The organism is Paenalcaligenes sp. Me131 (assembly GCF_050487225.1).
Classification (GTDB): domain Bacteria; phylum Pseudomonadota; class Gammaproteobacteria; order Burkholderiales; family Burkholderiaceae_B; genus Paenalcaligenes.
In genome coordinates this window covers 406259-423960 of record NZ_JBKQGY010000002.1, presented here as the reverse complement: position 1 = coordinate 423960, position 17702 = coordinate 406259, and the positions used below count along the sequence as shown (strand labels likewise).

16 protein-coding genes are annotated in these 17702 nt (G+C 51.5%); 8 read left to right on the top strand and 8 right to left on the bottom strand.

Going from position 1 to position 17702, the window contains the following annotated elements:
* Positions 1–14: 14 nt before the first annotated feature.
* Complete coding sequence (locus ACLPHM_RS10085; protein ID WP_430221105.1) at positions 15–773, bottom strand: TrmB family transcriptional regulator; 759 nt, start codon at positions 771–773, stop codon at positions 15–17.
* A 324-nt stretch (positions 774–1097) separates the two neighbouring features.
* Between ACLPHM_RS10085 and ACLPHM_RS10080 the strand changes: the two genes are divergently transcribed.
* The 6 genes from ACLPHM_RS10080 to ACLPHM_RS10055 are packed head-to-tail and all read left to right on the top strand — an operon-like array spanning position 1098 to position 6641.
* Positions 1098–2387, top strand: coding sequence for an ABC transporter substrate-binding protein (locus ACLPHM_RS10080; RefSeq protein WP_430221104.1), 1290 nt, complete (start codon positions 1098–1100; stop codon positions 2385–2387).
* A gap of 17 nt (positions 2388–2404) precedes the next feature.
* On the top strand, positions 2405–3304 hold the full coding sequence (locus ACLPHM_RS10075) for a branched-chain amino acid ABC transporter permease (RefSeq protein ID WP_430221103.1): 900 nt from the start codon (positions 2405–2407) through the stop codon (positions 3302–3304).
* Between the two features lie 2 nt (positions 3305–3306).
* Positions 3307–4260 (top strand): branched-chain amino acid ABC transporter permease, encoded by a 954-nt coding sequence (locus ACLPHM_RS10070; RefSeq protein ID WP_430221102.1) that lies wholly within the window; start codon positions 3307–3309, stop codon positions 4258–4260.
* Positions 4257–5003 carry an ABC transporter ATP-binding protein gene (locus ACLPHM_RS10065; protein WP_430221101.1) on the top strand — a complete coding sequence of 249 codons (747 nt, stop codon included), beginning with the start codon at positions 4257–4259 and terminating at the stop codon, positions 5001–5003. The genes ACLPHM_RS10070 and ACLPHM_RS10065 overlap by 4 nt, the downstream gene beginning before the upstream one ends.
* On the top strand, positions 5003–5659 hold the full coding sequence (locus ACLPHM_RS10060; protein ID WP_430221100.1) for an ABC transporter ATP-binding protein: 657 nt from the start codon (positions 5003–5005) through the stop codon (positions 5657–5659). The genes ACLPHM_RS10065 and ACLPHM_RS10060 overlap by 1 nt, the downstream gene beginning before the upstream one ends.
* A gap of 31 nt (positions 5660–5690) precedes the next feature.
* Positions 5691–6641 (top strand): carbon-nitrogen hydrolase family protein, encoded by a 951-nt coding sequence (locus ACLPHM_RS10055; RefSeq protein WP_430221099.1) that lies wholly within the window; start codon positions 5691–5693, stop codon positions 6639–6641.
* A gap of 116 nt (positions 6642–6757) precedes the next feature.
* Here ACLPHM_RS10055 and ACLPHM_RS10050 read toward each other — a convergent pair whose 3' ends face one another.
* The 7 genes from ACLPHM_RS10050 to ACLPHM_RS10020 all read right to left on the bottom strand — a co-directional run bounded on the left by ACLPHM_RS10050 (position 6758) and on the right by ACLPHM_RS10020 (position 15170).
* Positions 6758–7999 (bottom strand): YncE family protein, encoded by a 1242-nt coding sequence (locus ACLPHM_RS10050; RefSeq protein ID WP_430221098.1) that lies wholly within the window; start codon positions 7997–7999, stop codon positions 6758–6760.
* 25 nt (positions 8000–8024) lie between these two features.
* Entirely contained in the window at positions 8025–10538 is a 2514-nt protein-coding gene (locus tag ACLPHM_RS10045; RefSeq protein ID WP_430221097.1) for a TonB-dependent siderophore receptor, read from the bottom strand.
* 169 nt (positions 10539–10707) lie between these two features.
* Entirely contained in the window at positions 10708–11715 is a 1008-nt protein-coding gene (locus ACLPHM_RS10040) for a FecR family protein (RefSeq protein ID WP_430221096.1), read from the bottom strand.
* A gap of 12 nt (positions 11716–11727) precedes the next feature.
* The gene (locus tag ACLPHM_RS10035) at positions 11728–12222 is read right to left on the bottom strand and encodes an RNA polymerase sigma factor (protein WP_430221095.1); all 495 of its coding nucleotides are present in this window, start codon (positions 12220–12222) and stop codon (positions 11728–11730) included.
* Between the two features lie 256 nt (positions 12223–12478).
* Positions 12479–13282: a family 1 encapsulin nanocompartment shell protein gene (locus ACLPHM_RS10030; RefSeq protein ID WP_430221094.1), complete on the bottom strand. Its 804-nt coding sequence runs from the start codon at positions 13280–13282 to the stop codon at positions 12479–12481.
* A gap of 1 nt (position 13283) precedes the next feature.
* Positions 13284–14324 (bottom strand): Dyp-type peroxidase, encoded by a 1041-nt coding sequence (locus ACLPHM_RS10025; protein WP_430221093.1) that lies wholly within the window; start codon positions 14322–14324, stop codon positions 13284–13286.
* A gap of 162 nt (positions 14325–14486) precedes the next feature.
* Positions 14487–15170 (bottom strand): GntR family transcriptional regulator, encoded by a 684-nt coding sequence (locus ACLPHM_RS10020; RefSeq protein WP_430221092.1) that lies wholly within the window; start codon positions 15168–15170, stop codon positions 14487–14489.
* Positions 15171–15372: 202 nt separating this feature from the next.
* Here ACLPHM_RS10020 and ACLPHM_RS10015 point away from each other — a divergent pair, with 202 nt between their 5' ends.
* On the top strand, positions 15373–16431 hold the full coding sequence (locus ACLPHM_RS10015) for a phosphotransferase (RefSeq protein ID WP_430221091.1): 1059 nt from the start codon (positions 15373–15375) through the stop codon (positions 16429–16431).
* Positions 16428–17690 carry an aspartate aminotransferase family protein gene (locus ACLPHM_RS10010; RefSeq protein WP_430221090.1) on the top strand — a complete coding sequence of 421 codons (1263 nt, stop codon included), beginning with the start codon at positions 16428–16430 and terminating at the stop codon, positions 17688–17690. The genes ACLPHM_RS10015 and ACLPHM_RS10010 overlap by 4 nt, the downstream gene beginning before the upstream one ends.
* The last annotated feature ends 12 nt before the right edge of the window (positions 17691–17702 follow it).

Here is a 17702-nt window from a genome sequence, read left to right as displayed (position 1 = left end):
CGGTGGTAGTGTGCTTAGTGCTGGTCTGCGTCGGTCGCTGGAATGCAGGACTGCCACATCACTTCGTACATGGCGCGCTGGAAGTTAGCGTACTCTTCGCTCTCGATAATGAGGCCGTAGTTTTCTTTTTTAGAGGAAATACTGGCAACGCAGTTGTCGTAGATGAGAGTGGTCATCGACAAGGTAATGTTGGGTGGCGTGAAGCGTAACTCGCGTAGCTCACGGGTTTTATCGTTGGGCCAGATGTGTTGTACGTCTTTGCTGGCAGAGCGTATCACGCGCATGCTTAAACCCAATGCTAAGCGCTCCTTTTGGTAGAGCGTGATTTCATCTAAGCCTGGCACAGCTTCGAGTTCAGACATGGAGAAGGTGGCCAGCAGAGGGCCTCTTTTGCAGCGTAAGGAATCCCATAATACGGTTTTGACGCCTTCTGCGCCTTCATAAAAACGTATCTGCGGCTTACCCGTGGCGCGGTTATAGATAGAGCGCAGTTCGGGCAGCAGGTCTTCAATCAATTCGCGGCGAGCGGCAATGTGCTCTAGCAGTACGCCGGGGTTTAGCGCAGACACAGAGCGATCGCGCCCGCGGCCTTGCCATTGCACCAGCCCTTCATTCGCCAGACGCGTGATGGCATCCGCACAGGTGGTGCGGGCGATATTGGCGCGTGTGGCGACCTCTGTCACCGTGGTGTCGCCCAATTCCATGATGGCGCAGTAAACCTTGTACAGATTGCCTGTGATGCCAAGGCGTGCCAGCTTTTCTTTTAAATCCACTTTTTGATCCGTCAGAGTGTGAGAAGGCGTAGTGATGACATAACAATGATCCAGCGAATCTGGACATTGTAACCTTGCGCTTATGCTACTGTATTTTTTGTTTTGACGCTTTTATCCGTTAAAGATTTTGTGCATTTATATTCCTTGTAATCCTTTGGTTTTGAAGTGTTTGTTTTGTTTTGTGTCTGGTGAAAACCCCTATTAGATGAATATTGACGGAAAAATACGTCATAACTAGACTAGAAAAAAACAAACTATAAAAGCATGCGCAGAGGCACTGGCATGCGAGCACCTTATTTATTCCAAAAAAACTAGGAGACAATCATGGGGATAGCCAACAGACGTGGCGCTAGCCGAGCAAAACTGATGGCCTTGGCGTGTGGCGCATTATTAAGTGTGTCGGCGCAGGCAGCAGAACCTATACGCATAGGTATTTCGACATTCTTGTCGGGGGCGGGAGCGGTGTTTGGTGTGCCTGCACAGCATGCCGCGCAAATGCTGGCTGACTCCATCAACGCTTCTGGCGGCATTAACGGCGCGCCAGTAGAGCTGACCTTTATCGATGAAAACCGTGGTGTGGACAGCGTGGTGGTGGAGTACCGTGGTTTGGTGGAAGGCAATAAAGTGGATGCCATGATTATTGGCCTATCCAGCTCTATTTGCTTGGCCGTCGCCCCCGTGGCGGAGCAATTGCAGATGCCTACCGTATTGTGGGACTGCGGTACCGCACGCTTGTACGAAGAAAACCAATACCAATATGTGTACCGTACGGGGGATTACACGCCCTCTAATAATGTCGCGGCTGCTCTGTACCTGCTGAAGACGCATCCAGAGGTCAAAACCATTGCCGCTATCAACCAAGATTACGCATTTGGCCGCGATAACTGGGCAGCGTTCAAAGATGCGGTGAAAGCCATTCGCCCTGATATCACCATCAGTGCCGAGCTGTTCCCACGTTTAGGCACGTCGGACTATTCCACTGAGATTTCCCGCTTGTCGGCGCAGCGTCCTGATGTGATTTTCACCACCTTGTGGGGCGGTGATATGAATACTTTTGTGCGTCAGGCCAATTCTCGATCGCTGTTTAAAAACACGATTTTGGTGTCGCCAAATGGTGAAGCAGCTTTACAGCAAACCGGTGCGGCATTCCCTGACAACGCCATCGTAGGGGTACGAGGCGACAGCTATGCCTTTAGCCCAGTGATGAAAGACAACCCTGAGCATGCCAAATTTGTGCAGGACTTTTACGCGAAAACGGGTGCTTACCCAAGCTTCCCGTCGTACCACATGGTGCAGGCGTTGCAAGCGATTCAGGCCTCTTTGCAAGACTGGAACGGTGAGCGATCCACCCTGAAAACTGATCTGTTAGCCGGTCTTGAGGGGTTAGAGCTGAATGATTTCACCGGACATTTAGTGCTGCGTGAAGACAATCAAGCCATGGAAGGGCAATTGATAGGTACTACCCGTAGCTCGCCAGATCATGAGTTTAAAGTGATTGGTGATATTGCCATCATTCAACCTGCGTTGACCTCTCCGCCTGCTGGTGAATTGTCCCAAGAGTGGATCAAGAAACTGACTCAGGATGCTGTGCAAAACGTTCAGCTGCTTCCTTAATACGTTACTGAACGCTTATGACACAAATTTTCTTACTGGCAACGCTGGACGGCGTTGCCCAGGCCTCCATTTTGTTCTTAATTGCTGTGGGGCTGAGTTTAATCTTCGGCATCATGCGCATTTTGAATGTGGCGCACGGCAGTTTTTATGCGCTGGGGGCCTATGCGGCAGCCGTGCTGGGCGAGTATCTGTTTGGTGCAGAGGGCAGTTGGCTGAGCTTTCCGCTCTTGGTGTTTGCTGCCGTCTTAGTTGGCGTGCCGTTGGGGGCTTTCATCGAACGAGTGGTGCTTCGACGCATTTACGATAAGGAACACAGCCTGCAACTGTTGGCCACCTTTGGCATCTTCATGGTTTTAGAAGACGTACAAAAGCTGGTGTTTGGGGTAGAGCCGTATTTTTACGATGCACCGTCTGCACTGTTGGGCAGCACCGAAGTATTCGATATTTTCTACACACGCTATCAGCTGTTCGTACTGCCATTAAGCGCAGTCGTGGTGATGGTGGCGTTAAGCGTGTTCTTTAACCGTAGCCGCCAAGGCAAGCTCATTCGTGCGGTGATCGAAGACCGAGAAGTTGCCACCACACTGGGTATTAATGCCAGCAAAGTCTATCTGTGGACCTTTGCGTTGGGGGCGTCATTAGCCGCTTTGGGTGGCACCTTGGCCTCGTCCACCACGTCGCTGGTGCCCGGTATTGGGGCGGATGCCATTGTGTTGTCCTTTGCCATTGTGGCGTCTGCGGGGTTGGGGCAGTTTCAAGGTGCAGCCGTGACCGCTTTGTTAATTGGGTTAGCGCAAGCATTTGCCACCTATTTATATAGCGATTTGGCGACGGTAGTGCCGTACATCGTGATGACCATCATTTTGCTAGTGAAGCCCTACGGCCTCTTTGGTCGTGCAGAGATCAAAAGGTTATGAACATGAAGGCATCGTTGAAATCGTTGGGCATGAACAGCGTGGTATTCGGGCTGTTTGTGGTGTTGCCCATGTTGAATATGTCATTGCGCTCGTCGCTGTCGGTGGCAATGGCCTTGGCATTGTGCGCCATGGGTATGTTTTTACTCTTGCGAGCAGGCCAAGTGTCATTTGGACACGCGCTGTATTTCGCGTGTGGGGCGTACACGGCTGCGGCCTTGTCCCGCGTCACGCAGTGGGATGTTCTGTGGATTATGGTGGCCAGTGCCGTTAGCAGTGCCTTGTTAGGGGCAGTGTTAGGGCTGATTTTGGCGCGTTATCGCGGCATTTTTTACGGCATGCTGAATTTGGCTTTTTCCATGGTGGGTTTCTCACTGTTGTTCAAGCTGTATGAACTGACTGGCGGTAGTGATGGCTTAGGTGTGCGCCAAGTGTCGCTATTGAGCATGAGCCTAGAAGCGCGTGACTTCGCGTGGTGGTTCTACGGTTTGTCGCTAGTGATGCTGTGCGGTGCGTACCGCTTGTGCGTGCAGTATTTGCATTCGCCAGTAGGGGCCGCGCTGCGTGCTATTAAAACTAACGAAACCCGCTTGGAATACATGGGGCTGTCTGCTTACCGCGTGTTTTATTCCGGGCATGTGGTCTCAGCCATGTTGTGTGGCTTGGGTGGTTTTATTGTGGCCTTTTCTACTGGGCACGTAACCCCTGAACTCTCGTATTGGGCGTTGTCCGCCGAGTTCGTATTTATTACTGTGCTAGGGGGTATGGGGCATTTGCGAGGCGCGATATTGGGCGCGTTGGTGTTTGAACTGATGCGCGCCGCGGTCAGTGCCTATGCTGTGAATGCTTGGCAATTGATGATGGGCTTGTTGCTGTTGGGAATGGTGATGTTTGCCCCAGGCGGTATTTGGAGCTTGTTAGAGAAGAAACAGCGCACCGTAAAAGGAGAGCAAGCATGACCCGCACCGCTATTTTGACAGCCGAGCACATACATCTGGAATTCGGTGGTGTGAAGGCGGCGAATGACGCCAACTTGGCGCTGTATCAGGGTGAGCTAGCCGCCATCATCGGGCCTAACGGCTCGGGTAAAAGCACCTTCTTAAACATTTGCACTGGCTATGTGCCGGCACAGTCTGGGTGCGTGAGCTTTCAGGGGCAAGACATTACGCGCTTGAAACCACGCCGTATTACACGTTTAGGTGTCGCCAGAAGTTTCCAGCTACCGCAATTGTTCAGTGAGCAAACGGTAGTAGAAAACTTGCTGGTGGCGCTGGCGAGCCGTCATGGTTTCTGGAATTTGAAGTCGTTATACCAACGTGCGTGGCTGACAGAGGCGCATGAGTTGTTGGATATGTTTGGCTTGGATCGTTACGCCCAAACCATTATTTCTGATCTGCCCGAAGGCATACGCAAGCTTATTGATATTGCCGCTTCTATGGCATTGCGCCCCAGCTTGTTGTTGATGGATGAGCCCACCAGCGGAGTGAGCTCACAAGAGAAGTTCCTGATTATGGACACCTTAGTACCGGTGCTGCGCCAACAAGGCATTACCGCCTTGATCGTGGAACACGACATGGAGCTGGTAGAGAAATACATGGACAGAGTGCTGGTGTGGAATGCCGGCCAAGTGGCTGCAGATGGTACGCCAGCCGACATCTTGACGCGTGAAGATGTCATCAAAAACGTAGTGGGGGTGATGTGATGGCGTTGAATGTACGTACGCTAAGCAGCCAGATTGCGGGTAACACCGTTGTGAGGCAAGTGAGCTTCGCCTTAGAAAAAGGCAAAACCACGGCATTGATAGGTCGCAATGGCGCAGGCAAAACCTCCTTGTTGCGCACCCTCATGGGTTTATTGCCCGTCAGTGAAGGCGAGATGGAGTTTCAAGGCGTCAATCTTAACCAACGTCAGGCGCATGATAGGCCCATGTTGGGCATAGGTTATGCGCCTGAAGAGCGCCGGCTGATTGCCAAGTTCACGGTGCTGGACAACATGTTGGTGCCTGCGTGGGCCTGCAAATTATCACAGGCTGAAATAGGTCGCCGTTTGGCGCTGATCTACAGCTTGTCCCCCGAACTTGAGCAGATAGGCAGCCGCTTAGGTGGGCTGATCTCTGGCGGTCAGCAAAAAATGGTGGCGCTAGGGCGCGCACTGATGGCGGGTGACAAACTGATTTTGTTGGATGAGCCTTTTCAGGGCTTAGCGCCAGCGCTCGCCATCCGCTATGCCGAATCGTTGAAAGCGCTGCGCCAAGCACAGCCCGATCTATCCATTTTGATTACTGAGTCTAATCCCAAATTATTGGAGCCTATTGCCGATCAATTTCTGACCATTGAGCGTGGCAGTTTGGTGGCTTAAGCCGTATTTACTAGGTAGGAGGAGAACCTAAATGACATTTCGTGCAGCAGTAGTACAGATGAGTGCCGTGCCGTTTGATAAGGCTAAAAGCACCGATAAAGTGGTGTCACGTATTGAAGAAGCCGCCGCACAAGGGGCTAATCTGATCGTGTTTCCTGAAGCGACGTTATCGGGCTACCCCAAAGGGTTGGATTTCGGTGCGCGTGTAGGTGGCCGTCAACCGCGCGGTAAAGAAGAATACCTACGTTATTACAACGGAGCTATTGATGTACCCGGGCCAGAAACTGATCGCATTGGTGCGGCTGCAAAAGAAGCCAACGCTTATGTGGTGATTGGTGTGATGGAGCGCGAGCAGGGCACGATTTACTGCACCGCACTGCATTTTGGGCCAGATGGTGAGCTACTGGGTAAACACCGTAAATTGGTGCCTACTGCAATGGAACGCATCATTTGGGGTCAAGGTGATGGCTCTACCATGCCCGTGTACGACACCAGTTTGGGTGCAAAATTGGGTACCGTAATTTGCTGGGAAAACTACATGCCTTTGTTCCGTACCTACATGTACGCCAAAGGGGTGCAACTGTATTGCGCACCTACTGCCGATGATCGTGATGTATGGTTACCATCCATGCAACATATTGCGATTGAAGGGCGTTGCTTTGTGTTTAGTGCATGTCAGTACGCGACGCGTGGTGACTACCCTGAAGATTACGATGCCATCCAAGGTGATAGCGCGGATGCTGTGATTTTCCGTGGTGGTAGCGTTATCGTGAGCCCAACAGGTGAAATATTGGCAGGCCCTAACCACGATAGCGAATGTGTGTTGTATGCAGAAATTGATGTGGACGATACCATTCGTGGCAAGTTTGATCTGGATGTGGTGGGGCATTACTCCAGACCTGATGTGTTCCGTTTGTTGGTAGACGAACAGCCTAAAAACAATGTGATCAGCACCGAAGCAGTTGCGTATGACATGGAGTAATACGCTGTTGCTGCGAGTGTGAACACGTTAGTACGCAAAAAAAACCTCCCCACAAAGTGGGGAGGAAAGCTACCGTCAAGTAGTTAATCAAATCGTGTCACTGCTAGGAACTGCGGTTAGAACTGGATACGCACCATGCTTTCTGGTGTTTCTGCTTTTTTGCTGTTGCCGTCATTTTTGACCGATACATACAGCGCTTTTTCAGAAGGGATGTATTCCACGCTATTAGGGTGTGGGGTTAGCTCAATGGTTTGCAAAGGTTGGTAGGTTACGGTGTCAAAAATGCTGACCGAACCCTTACCTTCTTCTTCACGTACGCCACCACGGTTTGCCACAAACAAACGTTGAGAGGCTTCATCAAAGCGCAGACCAATAGGCACTTCGCCTGTAGGCATCACAGCTAAGGTCTCGCCGTTTTCAGCATTCAGCACAAACACCTGATGACCAGGGCTGCGTCGTGTGTACTCACGCTCTAAGTGCAGGTTGCGTGGGGCATCTCTATCAATGCCTTGGTCCACACCAAACAAGCGGTTTTGAGCTGGGTCGTACACCAAGTTCAGCAACTGATCGGCTTGTACTTCCCACACGTCGTCAATTTCTAGCGTTTGGCTATTTACCACCATGATCTGGCCTTGCATGTTTGCGACAAATACGCGGTTGTTGGCTTCGTCTACGGTGATGCCAGCAACGTTATAGCCAAAGCCTGGCATTACTTTTTCTAGCTCTAAGCTATCGGTGTTCACCACGAACAGCACGCTGTCAAAACCTAAGCCCAAGCCCGGTGCAAACAAGCGGTGGTTTTTCTTATCCACAACCAGTTCGCGTGTTTTGTATTGGTAGTCGTCGGTGACTTTAAAACGCTCCAACATTTTCAACAGGCCGTCTTTGCGCTCTTGACCGAAGTCAGCGGCAGCAATGGTGTCTTGGAAGTTGATTTTGTCTTGTATAGGAATGCGTTTCAGCACGGTGTTGGTGCTGGTGTCCACCACGGCGATGCTGCCGTTAAAACCTTGTGTAAGGTACAAGCGGTTGGCCGCATCATCCAAGGCAATCCCGAAGCTTTTTACCTCCATGGGGATCTCACCTTGAATCGCCAAGGTTTTAGGGTCTAGCACCAGAGTGCGCGACAAGGTTTCGTCTTGCCAGTTGGGGGACGACACGTACAGGCTAGCTTGGCTAGGGCTGTACACGATTTCCAGCACTTCTTTGGCAGTAGGTTGCTGCACAATCTGGGCTTCCGTTACGGGTTGGTAGGCAGGTTGCGGTGGGGTTTTAGCGTGCACATGCGTGGCTGATAAGCCTAGTACGATGGCGAGGTATAAACCACGAGCAAAGGGACGGGCAGTAAACGGTGTCATAGGGGTAGACTCAAAAAAGTTGGGATTACCACTGATAATCAACAGACAGATAGACGTTACGTGGTGCGCCGTAACGGGCACGGAAAATCACAAAGTTGTCGTAATAACGCTTGTTAAAGACGTTGTTCACGGTCAGTCTGGCGTTCCAGTGTGAGTTGATGCGGTAGTTAGCATGCAAGCCAACAACAGCATAACTGCTGTGTGTGGCATCCAGTGCTTTACCGTTTTTGGCGGTGTAAGCACGTCCAGCCGTCCACAGGTCACGTTTGCCAAACCAGTTAATCGTTGCACCTGCACTTAAACCTTGCAGTGCACCAGTGAAACTGTAGTTAGTACCCAGTCTGAAGGTGCGGCTTGGAATGTAGGTCATGATGCGTTCGCCTTTGCCATCTTTGGTGCTGGCGTAGCTGTATGAGGCAAACATGTTCCAGTTGTTGGTGAGCGCCCCACTTAGCTCGATCTCAAAGCCTTTGGTTTTGTTACCCGCGCCGGAAGACACATAAGGGCGGCTACCGTCAGGTAAGACGAAGTCGTCGGGTACTGAGGGGTCTAGTACTGCCAAGTTGTTTTGCTTGGTTTGGAAGGCCGATACCGAGAACTGCACTTTTTCATCCAGCAAACTCCCTTTTAAGCCCAACTCACGGTTCTCACCGGTAATGGGGTCTAGGTAGTTGTCATCTTTGTCTTTGTAGCCTTGCGGTTGGAACAGGCGTGTGTAGCTGGCGTAACCGGTTAGGTTAGGCAGAAAATCGTAGGTCACACCGAAGTACGGGGTGATTTCGTTTTTGTTGCGCAGCTCGCCGGATACGCCAGTGAAGTTACCCGAGGTGTTGTAGTTGTCGCGGTAGGTTTTGTAGTCCGACAACCGCATACCCAGAATCACGTTCAGGGGATCAATAATGTTTAAACGTGTGCCTGCAAAAAAGCCGTATTCACGTGTGTGGGTGCGTGTCCACGCGCCTGAGCGACTCACTACAGGCTCAGGCATAGCACCGTCCCAATCATAAATGTTTGGGATATACCAGTTATTGGTATCGCTGATGTTCATGGTGTATGAGGTGTCGCGTTTGCGTGTACCGTTAAACCCAAACATCAACTGGTGCTGGCGACCTAGCAACTCGAAAGGGCCGCTAGCAGACAGTTCTAAGTTGTCTTGTAGTCGGTAGCCTTCGGCCGCCAAGTTGGTACGAATACCTACGCCTGAGCCGTCAGGATTCACTACGGGGTTCACGCCTGCACCCCAACCCGTAATCACAGCATCGCCATCATCGCGTTGATGGCTATAGCTAATTTTGGCTGTCCAGTCGTTATCAAACTCGTGCTCAATAGAGATAAACGCATTTTGATGACGCTTGTTCCAGTACGTCCAATCTGGAGCGAGAGACATGGAGCGTGAGACATCAATACGCTCGCCGTTAGAGTCAAACAGGGGGATACCCATGTTCGACTCACCGTTAAGCTTTGAGTTTTGGAAGTCGTAGCCCGCTGTTAATAGCGTGCTGTCAGTGATGTCGAACTCTATGATTCCGGACAGCAGGTTGCTCTTGTTGTTTGTCCTATCAATAAAGGAATCCGCTGCTTTGTGCGAACCGATGACGCGCATACGCAAACGGCCATCTTCAGTCAGGGGGCCAGTCACATCAGCCGTGACGCGACGGTCTTTCCATGACCCAATATGCGTGTTTAAACGTGCGCCAAAAGTGGCTTGAGGACGTTTACGAATCAGGTTGATCAGAGCGGAAGGCTCACCGGTGGGTGACAGCAAACCAGTAGCACCACGTACTACTTCCACTCGGTCATACAAATCCATGTCTAAGGAAATGGGGTTAAACGCACCACGACCGGCCGAGCGATAGCTGCTTTGCATGCCATCTACTTGTACGTTGGTGATAGAAAAACCGCGTGACTGAAACTGGTATCCGCCCCCTGGGGATGCTGTAGCGGCAGTAATACCTGTGGTGAAATTCAGAACTTCATCGAAGTTGGTCAGCCCAAAGTCATCCATTTGTTGGCGTGTCATCACGCTGACGGATTGCGGCGTATGTTGGGTATCCATGTTCAGGCGGGTAGCGGTGTTGCTGGTGCCCGCCATGATGTATTCGCCTGTGCCTTCTGTGGTGGAGCTGGCAGAGCCTTGTACGCGTACAGGCGCCAATTGGTTAGGCGAGCCTTCTAGATTGCGGCTCAATGTCACACTATTGCCTTGCCATTCCACAATCAAACCAGTGCCTTGTATCAGGCGGTTTAGCGTTTCGTGGGGCGTGAAAGTACCTTCAACAGCAGGGGCCTGCAAGCCCGCAACCATTTCTGGAAGGTAGTAAATCTGTACATGGTTTTGCTGACCAAAGGCTAATAGGGCGGTGGTCAGGGGTTGCGCCGGAATACTGATATGGCGTGCCGATTGTTCTGCTGCACTCACGGGTTGTGCGACGGCACAACTGAGGCATAGCAGCGTGGCAAAAACCCATTTTTTAGATTGGTGTACCGAGGAGGGGGTCTGTTCAGACGTAAGTGGTGTGGCGTTGATGATGCTGTTCACGTTGCTCTACTCTATTGCTCCATGCGAGCCCGCGAGGCGGGCCTTCCCAGGCAGTGGGCGCTATGATGCAATCACTGCTTCTATTACAGAGAGTAGAATTAGCAATGAAACCCGTAATCATTCTCATTAATATATTGTAACTATTTGTATTTTTGAGGCGTGACGCGGCTTACGCGCTATTACGAGCCACGATCAGAATGCTGCCGTTAGCCTGACGTAGCACAGTCACAGGGATCAATGTTGGTAAACGTAGCAAGAAATCATCAATATGATTCAGCTCAAACACGCCACTGAGTCTGGATGCTTCGTACATAGGGGCATCCAAGAATATAGGCTGTGCACGGTACCGGTTTAGTTCGTGGATGATGTGGCGTAGTGGGGTGCGATCAAACACCACTTGATTGCGATGCCACGCAGCGACAGCAGTAGCATTGACCACTTCAATGTCGCTCCATGAGCCTTCAGCAGGAATACGCAATTGCTGGTTGGGGCGTAGCAGTGCACGCGAACGAGACCACCAGTTATTTGAGTGCAGCTCTAATTCACCGGCCAACACGGTAATGGCCGTTTGGTTATTGTCTTGGCGCACACTAAATTCAGAATTCAACGCGTGTATTTCAGCGTGGTTGGTGCGTACCAAGAAAGGCCGCTCTTGATCCATGCCTACTTTGAATAGAGCTTCACCTTGCTCTAGTAAGGCTAAGCGTTGCGAGGCCGAGAACATGACGCGCAGCATGGTTTCGGTATTCAACCATGCCGTGCTGCCGTCTAGCCATCGCAGTTCTTGGTGTTCTCCACGTGCTGTTTGATAACTTTCTTGGAACAGAATGGGTTCGTCTTGCCACAAGGCGCGCACGCCTAAACCCGTGACGGCTGCCGCAGCCATACCGCTGCCCCACCATAAAAATTGGCGTCTAGACGGATTAGGGGCTTTGGCGGGGGGCGAGGGCAACACCGCTTTGAACACGGCATCAGGTACGCGTTGGGTCAGTTGCCACACAGCGCACACATCGTCATACGCCTGTTTGTGTGCAGCGCTTTTCGCCAACCAATACTGAAATTGTTCTTCATCACCAGGCTGCATCAAGCCACCGTGGCGACGGGTGAACCAGTAGTTGGCAGCGTCGTCCGGATTAGCGGGTATAGGTAGTGAGTAAGGGTGTTCTCGTTTTGTCATCTTCTATGCGTGCTACTCGCGTAAACGTTGTTGAAGATGTCGCAGGGCAGCACTGAGGTATTTTTCCACACTACTGACTGAAAGTTGCATATGTTCTGCAATTTCTGGCACGGTCCAGCCTTCTAAGCGGTGCCATGCAAAAACTTGTTGTTGTTTGACGGGTAGCTCGGCCAGAGCGTGCTGTACGCGCTGGGTGAGCTCAGAGGCATAGGCATCTGTTTCTACATGGGACACCAGAGGGTGATCTTCTTCCTCTAGTTCATCCAGCGAGAGCAGGCTGACTTTTTGTCGTTGTATATGCTGGCGGTTCACGCCATTGATGGCGCTGCGAAATAAGTAGGCACGCATGTAGTCGACGGCAGAGTGTTCCATCTGAATCATGTTTACCGCTACATCCTGCACCGCGTCTTCGGCGTCAGGAGAGTGCGGGTGTTTTTTTGCCCACGAGCTAATAAGCTCTGTGTAGTGTGCCAGCCAGCCTTTATGCCGGGGGGAACGGCTTTTCATGCCACCGCCACAAATAGAAATGATTATCAATAACAACGTGGGATTATGCGGCAGAAATACGTTTAGGTACAAGTGTGTCGCGAGATGAAACCGCAATATGCAGCGTACTGGCATCGAAATGCGACAGATACGCCCTTGCCTGCAAAGCGTTGTGCGGATGAGAAGAGGCACAGCAGAAAACACAAAGGCGTGCTCATGATGAGGCACGCCTTTGTGAGGATGGCATCACCGTGTGGGATGCCAGTGCTGGGTACGCTTAGGCTTTCAGTGTCAAAGACACCGATGCTTCGCTAGTCAGCATCAAGAAAGTCAGAGTTTCGCGCAGGTACAAACGTACCACTTTGTCTGTATGGCTTTGGTAGCCGATGGACAGCTCTTGGCCTAGGTGCATTTCAAAGTCGCCACCACGGGTAGACAGTACGCAGCCACCGTTTAATGCGGGTGCCCAAATGATGTCGCCACTGATAATGCGCTTAATGTGTTCGATAACCGGGTAGCCGCCGTCGCTGGCTTCGGTCAGCGCGGTATAGGCATCAGCGCCCAACAGCACAGAGTAAGGGCCATCCACACCTTCTAAACGTAGTGTCTGCAACGCTTTACCAATGGCAGCAGGGTAGTCGGTGATGTCTTTAGGCAGAGCGATACCCGCGTTAGAGGAACCTTCGCGAATCCCTTGAATACCAGCCGCTTTATAACCATCAAAAATAGCTTGGTCTTCAGCAAAGGCAAGTTTTGTGGCGGCATCTTTAGCAGGTTGCCAGTCGGAGTCGTTAGAGCCGCGTTCTACGTTATCGATCTCGTCGCGTTGCAACTCGAAGGGTACGGTGAGCTCTACCAACGCTTTAACTTCACGCACTTTGGCGTTCACACCTTTGTGTGGGGAGGTTAGGTTCAACAAATGACCTGTACCCACGCCAGATTGCTCAACACCACTAGGGCCTTTTAAATCCACGACACGGCGAGCAGCAACAGAGCGCTTGAAGGTGCGCGCTATTTCTTCCTCGATTTGTTCCCAAGCGGCACTGGAAATAGGGGCTAATTCACGATGCAGGTTGTTCATATTACTGTCCTTTTAGAGAACCAATGTTCAGGGAGCCGTTGTGGGGGACAGCGGCAGGTGCGTCAGCAGCTGGGGGGGCTTCAGGTTGGCTGTCGGGTGTGCGTTCTTCCAGCTCTTCCATGAGTTCGGCAGAAGGTACAAAGAACAGGCCGCCGGTGACAGCGCGGCTGAAGTCCAGCAGGCGATCGTAGTTGCCTGGTGGGCGACCAATCACCATGTTTTCCAGCATTTGTTCTATAGGGTCAGGCTTGCGGGCATAGCCGATAAAGTAAGTACCAAACTCACCAGAGCCAGGTTTACCAAATGGCATGTTGTCGCGCAGAATTTTGATTTCGTTGCCGTTTTCGTCTTCCAACGTGGTCAACGAGCTGTGTGACGAGGTAGGTTTCACCGCATCATCTAGCTCAATATCAGAGAGCTTGGTGCGGCCAATAATGCGTTCTTGAGTTTCTACAGGCAGTTGGTTCCAGCCATCCATATCGTGTAGGTACTTTTGTATTAACACGTAGCTGCCGCCGGCGAAGTCAGGGTCATCATCACCAATCAGAGTGAAGTCAGCGGCTTCTTGGCCTGCTGGGTTTTCGGTGCCATCCACAAAACCTACCATGCTGCGCATGTCGAAATAACGGAAACCGTGTACTTCGTCTACCACTGTGATGGCATCGCCCAATTGATTCATGATTTGGGTAGCTAGCTCGAAGCACAGATCCATTTGTTCGGCACGGATGTGGAACAAAATGTCGCCTGGCGTAGCAGGTGCTTGACGATCGCCCGCGTGAAATTCGCGGAAAGGGTGCAGATCAGCAGGGCGGGGGTTGCCAAACAGACGATCCCAGCCGTTATCGCTGAAACCACAGACACAGGAAAGGTGGCCTGTAGAAACGCGGTGACCTACTGAACGTACCAAAGCCGCCAAGTTGCCGCATAAGGCGCGGATTTTGTCGTCTTGTTCAGAGCTAGGAGCCAGAGTGGCAACAATGTAGATAGCGCTGCGCGTAATGGGTGCTACCACAGCTTGTGGTTGTGGGTTTGTAGAGGACATGAGCTCCGACGCTGGTGTTGAAAAACTCTGTTGAATCTAAGACCCTGCCACGTGTACTAAACAGGGCCGCTGTCAATTCATTGTAGAGGAATTTACAGGGTGAATCCAACGCCTAACGTAGGGAGTTTGTGGCTGTTTGTATATGTTTAACGTTGTGTGCTTTTAGAGTTCTTGGCGACGTTTGAGTTCTAGGATGGCTTGCCCGCCAGACAAAATATCGGTTTGCACCGCAATACGCGCTGCTTGGCCGTCACGATTACGCATCGCGTCAATCAAGGCGTAGTGGCCATCAATCATGTCACGGCCGCCATCGCTATAGACCTCGGCAATCAGTGGCCCCATCTTGAGCCACAGTCTGCGCAAGATATCCAGCAGGATAGGCATATCGGCAATTTTGCAGTATTCAAAGTGAAAGCGTTGATTGAGCCCCGTTGCCGTAATGAGTTCGCCTTGTTTAATGGCATCTTCATTTTCAGTAATTAATTGTTCTAGGCGTTCTACATCGGCAGGCGTGGCTTTTTCTGCGGCTCGGGCGGCGGCCATACCTTCTAGTTCCAGCCGTATGTCACGGATCTCAAGGTACTCAGCCAGCGAGATCTGCTTCACTCTGATGTCTCGTGCGCTACGCATAATCAATGCCCCATCCTGCACCAAGCGCAAAATGGCATCACGTACAGGCGTAACGCTAGTACCCATTTCCTCGGCTAACTCACGAATGCGCAAACGCTCACCAGGTTTGAGCCTACCTTCTATTAAGGCAAGAGAAAGAATCAGGTACACCTGACTTCCCATGTTTTCGTGTTTGACCGTGCTGAAAGTGGGTGTAGTAGGGGCAGGAGGTGACATGGTCGCTAAAGAATAAAAAGCCAGCAGAAAGAAGCCACAGGATACCGCATCTACAGACTGCGGTTTTTCTTTGTTGATGCATCATAAAACATTTTAGACGTATTTTGCCGGGTTCAACCCCAATAGGGTTAACGATCATTAAGATTGAAAAAATTTATGATGTATCATGCATCAAAAATAATCATTTCTTTGTGTAGATGCTATGACCACTTTTGTGCCGTCCAAAAACTCGGCGATTGCTGTGACCAATGCATTGCTAACCACCTCGCCCCCGCATGTGAGCCACGATGAGGCCTTATGTGTGATGCGAAGCCATTTTGGTGGTGCGCAAGAGATCAAAGCTCTAAGCGGGGAGCGGGATAGAAACTTTATGGTGCGCAGCGACGCTGGCCGTTGTCTGACGCTGAAGTTCATCAACCATGCAGAAAGCACCGAAGAAATTGCTATGCAGGTGGCGGTACTCAAGCATTTTGCTGAGCATCATTTTGAGCGGGAAGTGCCCGTGCATATCCCGTCTAGCCTGACGTCGCAAGACTGGTTAGATATAGAGTTGTCTGACGGTGCGGTACGAGTGCGGGCTTACAGCTATTTAGACGGTTCACCTGGTAGCCAATTGAAAGCTGAGCCTGAGGTATGGCGTGACATAGGTCGGGCCACAGCACAACTCACCTGTGCGATGCAGCCCTTTACACATGTGGGCGCTCATCGACCATTTTTGTGGGATGTCACGCAGTTGCCATTGCTGAAACCTATGCTTTCGGTGATTGAGCAGCCTGCGCTACATGATGCCGTGCAACGATTTATGCAGCAGTTTGAGCAGCAGATACAACCGTTCTTACAGACCTTGCCACAGCAGGTCATTCATAACGATCTATCGCCCAGCAATATGTTGAGCTGTGCCGAAGGTAGACGGGTAGTAGGGGTGCTGGATTTTGGGGACATGGTGTACGCCCCGCGTATTGCTGAGTTGGCAGTCGCCGCATCGTACCAAATGAGCAGAGGGGAAAACCCGTTAGCGGTTTTGGATGCCGTGATGGCGGGGTATGGCGAAGTATTGGAGCTGACCGAGCAAGAGCGTACTGCCGTCATAGATTTAGTGATGGCGCGGTTGGTGCAGCGCATTGTGATTACGTCGTGGCGCGCCGCTCAGTTTCCTGCCAACAGCACCTATATCTTGCGCAGTAGGTCAGAGGCCGAAGCATTGTTCAAACAGTTAATGACGTTCTGGGAGCCCTCCCGAACAGGAGCAGAGCAGCAATGACAACGAATACATCTTTATTGGAAAGACGAAAAGTCTTAGGTACTGCCTACCGGTTGTTCTATGAACAGCCCGTGCATTTGGTGCGAGGTGAAGGCGTATGGTTGGAAGATATAGATGGCAAACGCTATCTAGATATGTACAACAACGTGCCAGTAGTGGGTCATGCTAATCCCGCAGTTGTACAGGCCATGACTCAGCAGGCCAGTATTTTGAATACCCATACGCGTTACTTGCATGAAAACGTGGTGGCGTATGCCGAGCAACTGCTTGCACTATTTCCCAAAGAGTTGAACCGTGCTGTCTTTACGTGCACAGGCAGTGAAGCCAACGACTTGGCACTGCGTATTGCCCACGAAGTGACAGGCAGACGCGGGGTGATCGTGACACAAAATGCCTATCACGGCGTGACCAGTTTATTGGCCGATATGTCGCCCTCGCTACGACCTGTGGCCGAGCATGTGGAGGTTGTACCAGCACCCACCAGTTTGCAGGGCAGTGCAACTGAAATTGCCAGTGAATTTGCTGCAGTGGTGGATGCGGCTGCGCAGCGTCTGGCAGCTAAAGGTGTGCCGGTGTGTGCACTCATGGTGGACACCGTTTTTGCCAGTGATGGGCTGTATCTACCCAGCCAAGGTGTATTGGCCGCAGCAGCAAAAGTCGTGCGTCAGCACGGCGGTTTATTTATTGCAGATGAGGTGCAGGGTGGCTTTGCCCGAGTGGGCGGCCAGTGGTGGGCTTTTCAGCAAGACGATGTGATTCCCGACATGGTGACTTTGGGTAAGCCTATGGGCAATGGGCATCCTATAGGCGCCGTCGTCGTGAGAGAGCAGTGGTTGCACGATTTCGGCACGCGTTGTCGCTACTTCAACACCTTTGGGGGCAACACCGTATCGGCAGCCGTAGGGTTGGCTGTGCTGCACGAGCTGCATAAATTAAATGCCACCCAGCATGTGCAGCAAGTAGGCAATGACTTAGGCCAACACTTGCATGCACTGACCACTCATGAACTGGTGCAGGCCGTGCGAGGCTCTGGCTTGTATTGGTCTATTGCTTTGCAGGGGAACGACACACATACCGCTTCAGAATTGGCGGTGCTGCTGGTCAATGGGTTACGCCAAGAAGGCATCTTAATAGGTACGTGTGGGCAGAAAAATGACGCACTGAAAATACGACCGCCTTTGGTATTTGCCAAGGAGCACGTCAGCCTATTTATGGAGGTATTGCAGCAGCAATTGCAGCAGATCAATGCGGTGAACTAGCTTTGAAAACGG

Coding starts and splice junctions, on each gene's coding strand:
- ACLPHM_RS10080 (WP_430221104.1), top strand. CDS start 1,098: ATGGGGATAGCCAACAGACGTGGCGCTAGCCGAGCAAAACTGATGGCC.
- ACLPHM_RS10075 (WP_430221103.1), top strand. CDS start 2,405: ATGACACAAATTTTCTTACTGGCAACGCTGGACGGCGTTGCCCAGGCC.
- ACLPHM_RS10070 (WP_430221102.1), top strand. CDS start 3,307: ATGAAGGCATCGTTGAAATCGTTGGGCATGAACAGCGTGGTATTCGGG.
- ACLPHM_RS10065 (WP_430221101.1), top strand. CDS start 4,257: ATGACCCGCACCGCTATTTTGACAGCCGAGCACATACATCTGGAATTC.
- ACLPHM_RS10060 (WP_430221100.1), top strand. CDS start 5,003: ATGGCGTTGAATGTACGTACGCTAAGCAGCCAGATTGCGGGTAACACC.
- ACLPHM_RS10055 (WP_430221099.1), top strand. CDS start 5,691: ATGACATTTCGTGCAGCAGTAGTACAGATGAGTGCCGTGCCGTTTGAT.
- ACLPHM_RS10050 (WP_430221098.1), bottom strand. CDS start 7,999: ATGACACCGTTTACTGCCCGTCCCTTTGCTCGTGGTTTATACCTCGCC.
- ACLPHM_RS10040 (WP_430221096.1), bottom strand. CDS start 11,715: ATGACAAAACGAGAACACCCTTACTCACTACCTATACCCGCTAATCCG.
- ACLPHM_RS10035 (WP_430221095.1), bottom strand. CDS start 12,222: ATGAAAAGCCGTTCCCCCCGGCATAAAGGCTGGCTGGCACACTACACA.
- ACLPHM_RS10030 (WP_430221094.1), bottom strand. CDS start 13,282: ATGAACAACCTGCATCGTGAATTAGCCCCTATTTCCAGTGCCGCTTGG.
- ACLPHM_RS10025 (WP_430221093.1), bottom strand. CDS start 14,324: ATGTCCTCTACAAACCCACAACCACAAGCTGTGGTAGCACCCATTACG.
- ACLPHM_RS10020 (WP_430221092.1), bottom strand. CDS start 15,170: ATGTCACCTCCTGCCCCTACTACACCCACTTTCAGCACGGTCAAACAC.
- ACLPHM_RS10015 (WP_430221091.1), top strand. CDS start 15,373: ATGACCACTTTTGTGCCGTCCAAAAACTCGGCGATTGCTGTGACCAAT.
- ACLPHM_RS10010 (WP_430221090.1), top strand. CDS start 16,428: ATGACAACGAATACATCTTTATTGGAAAGACGAAAAGTCTTAGGTACT.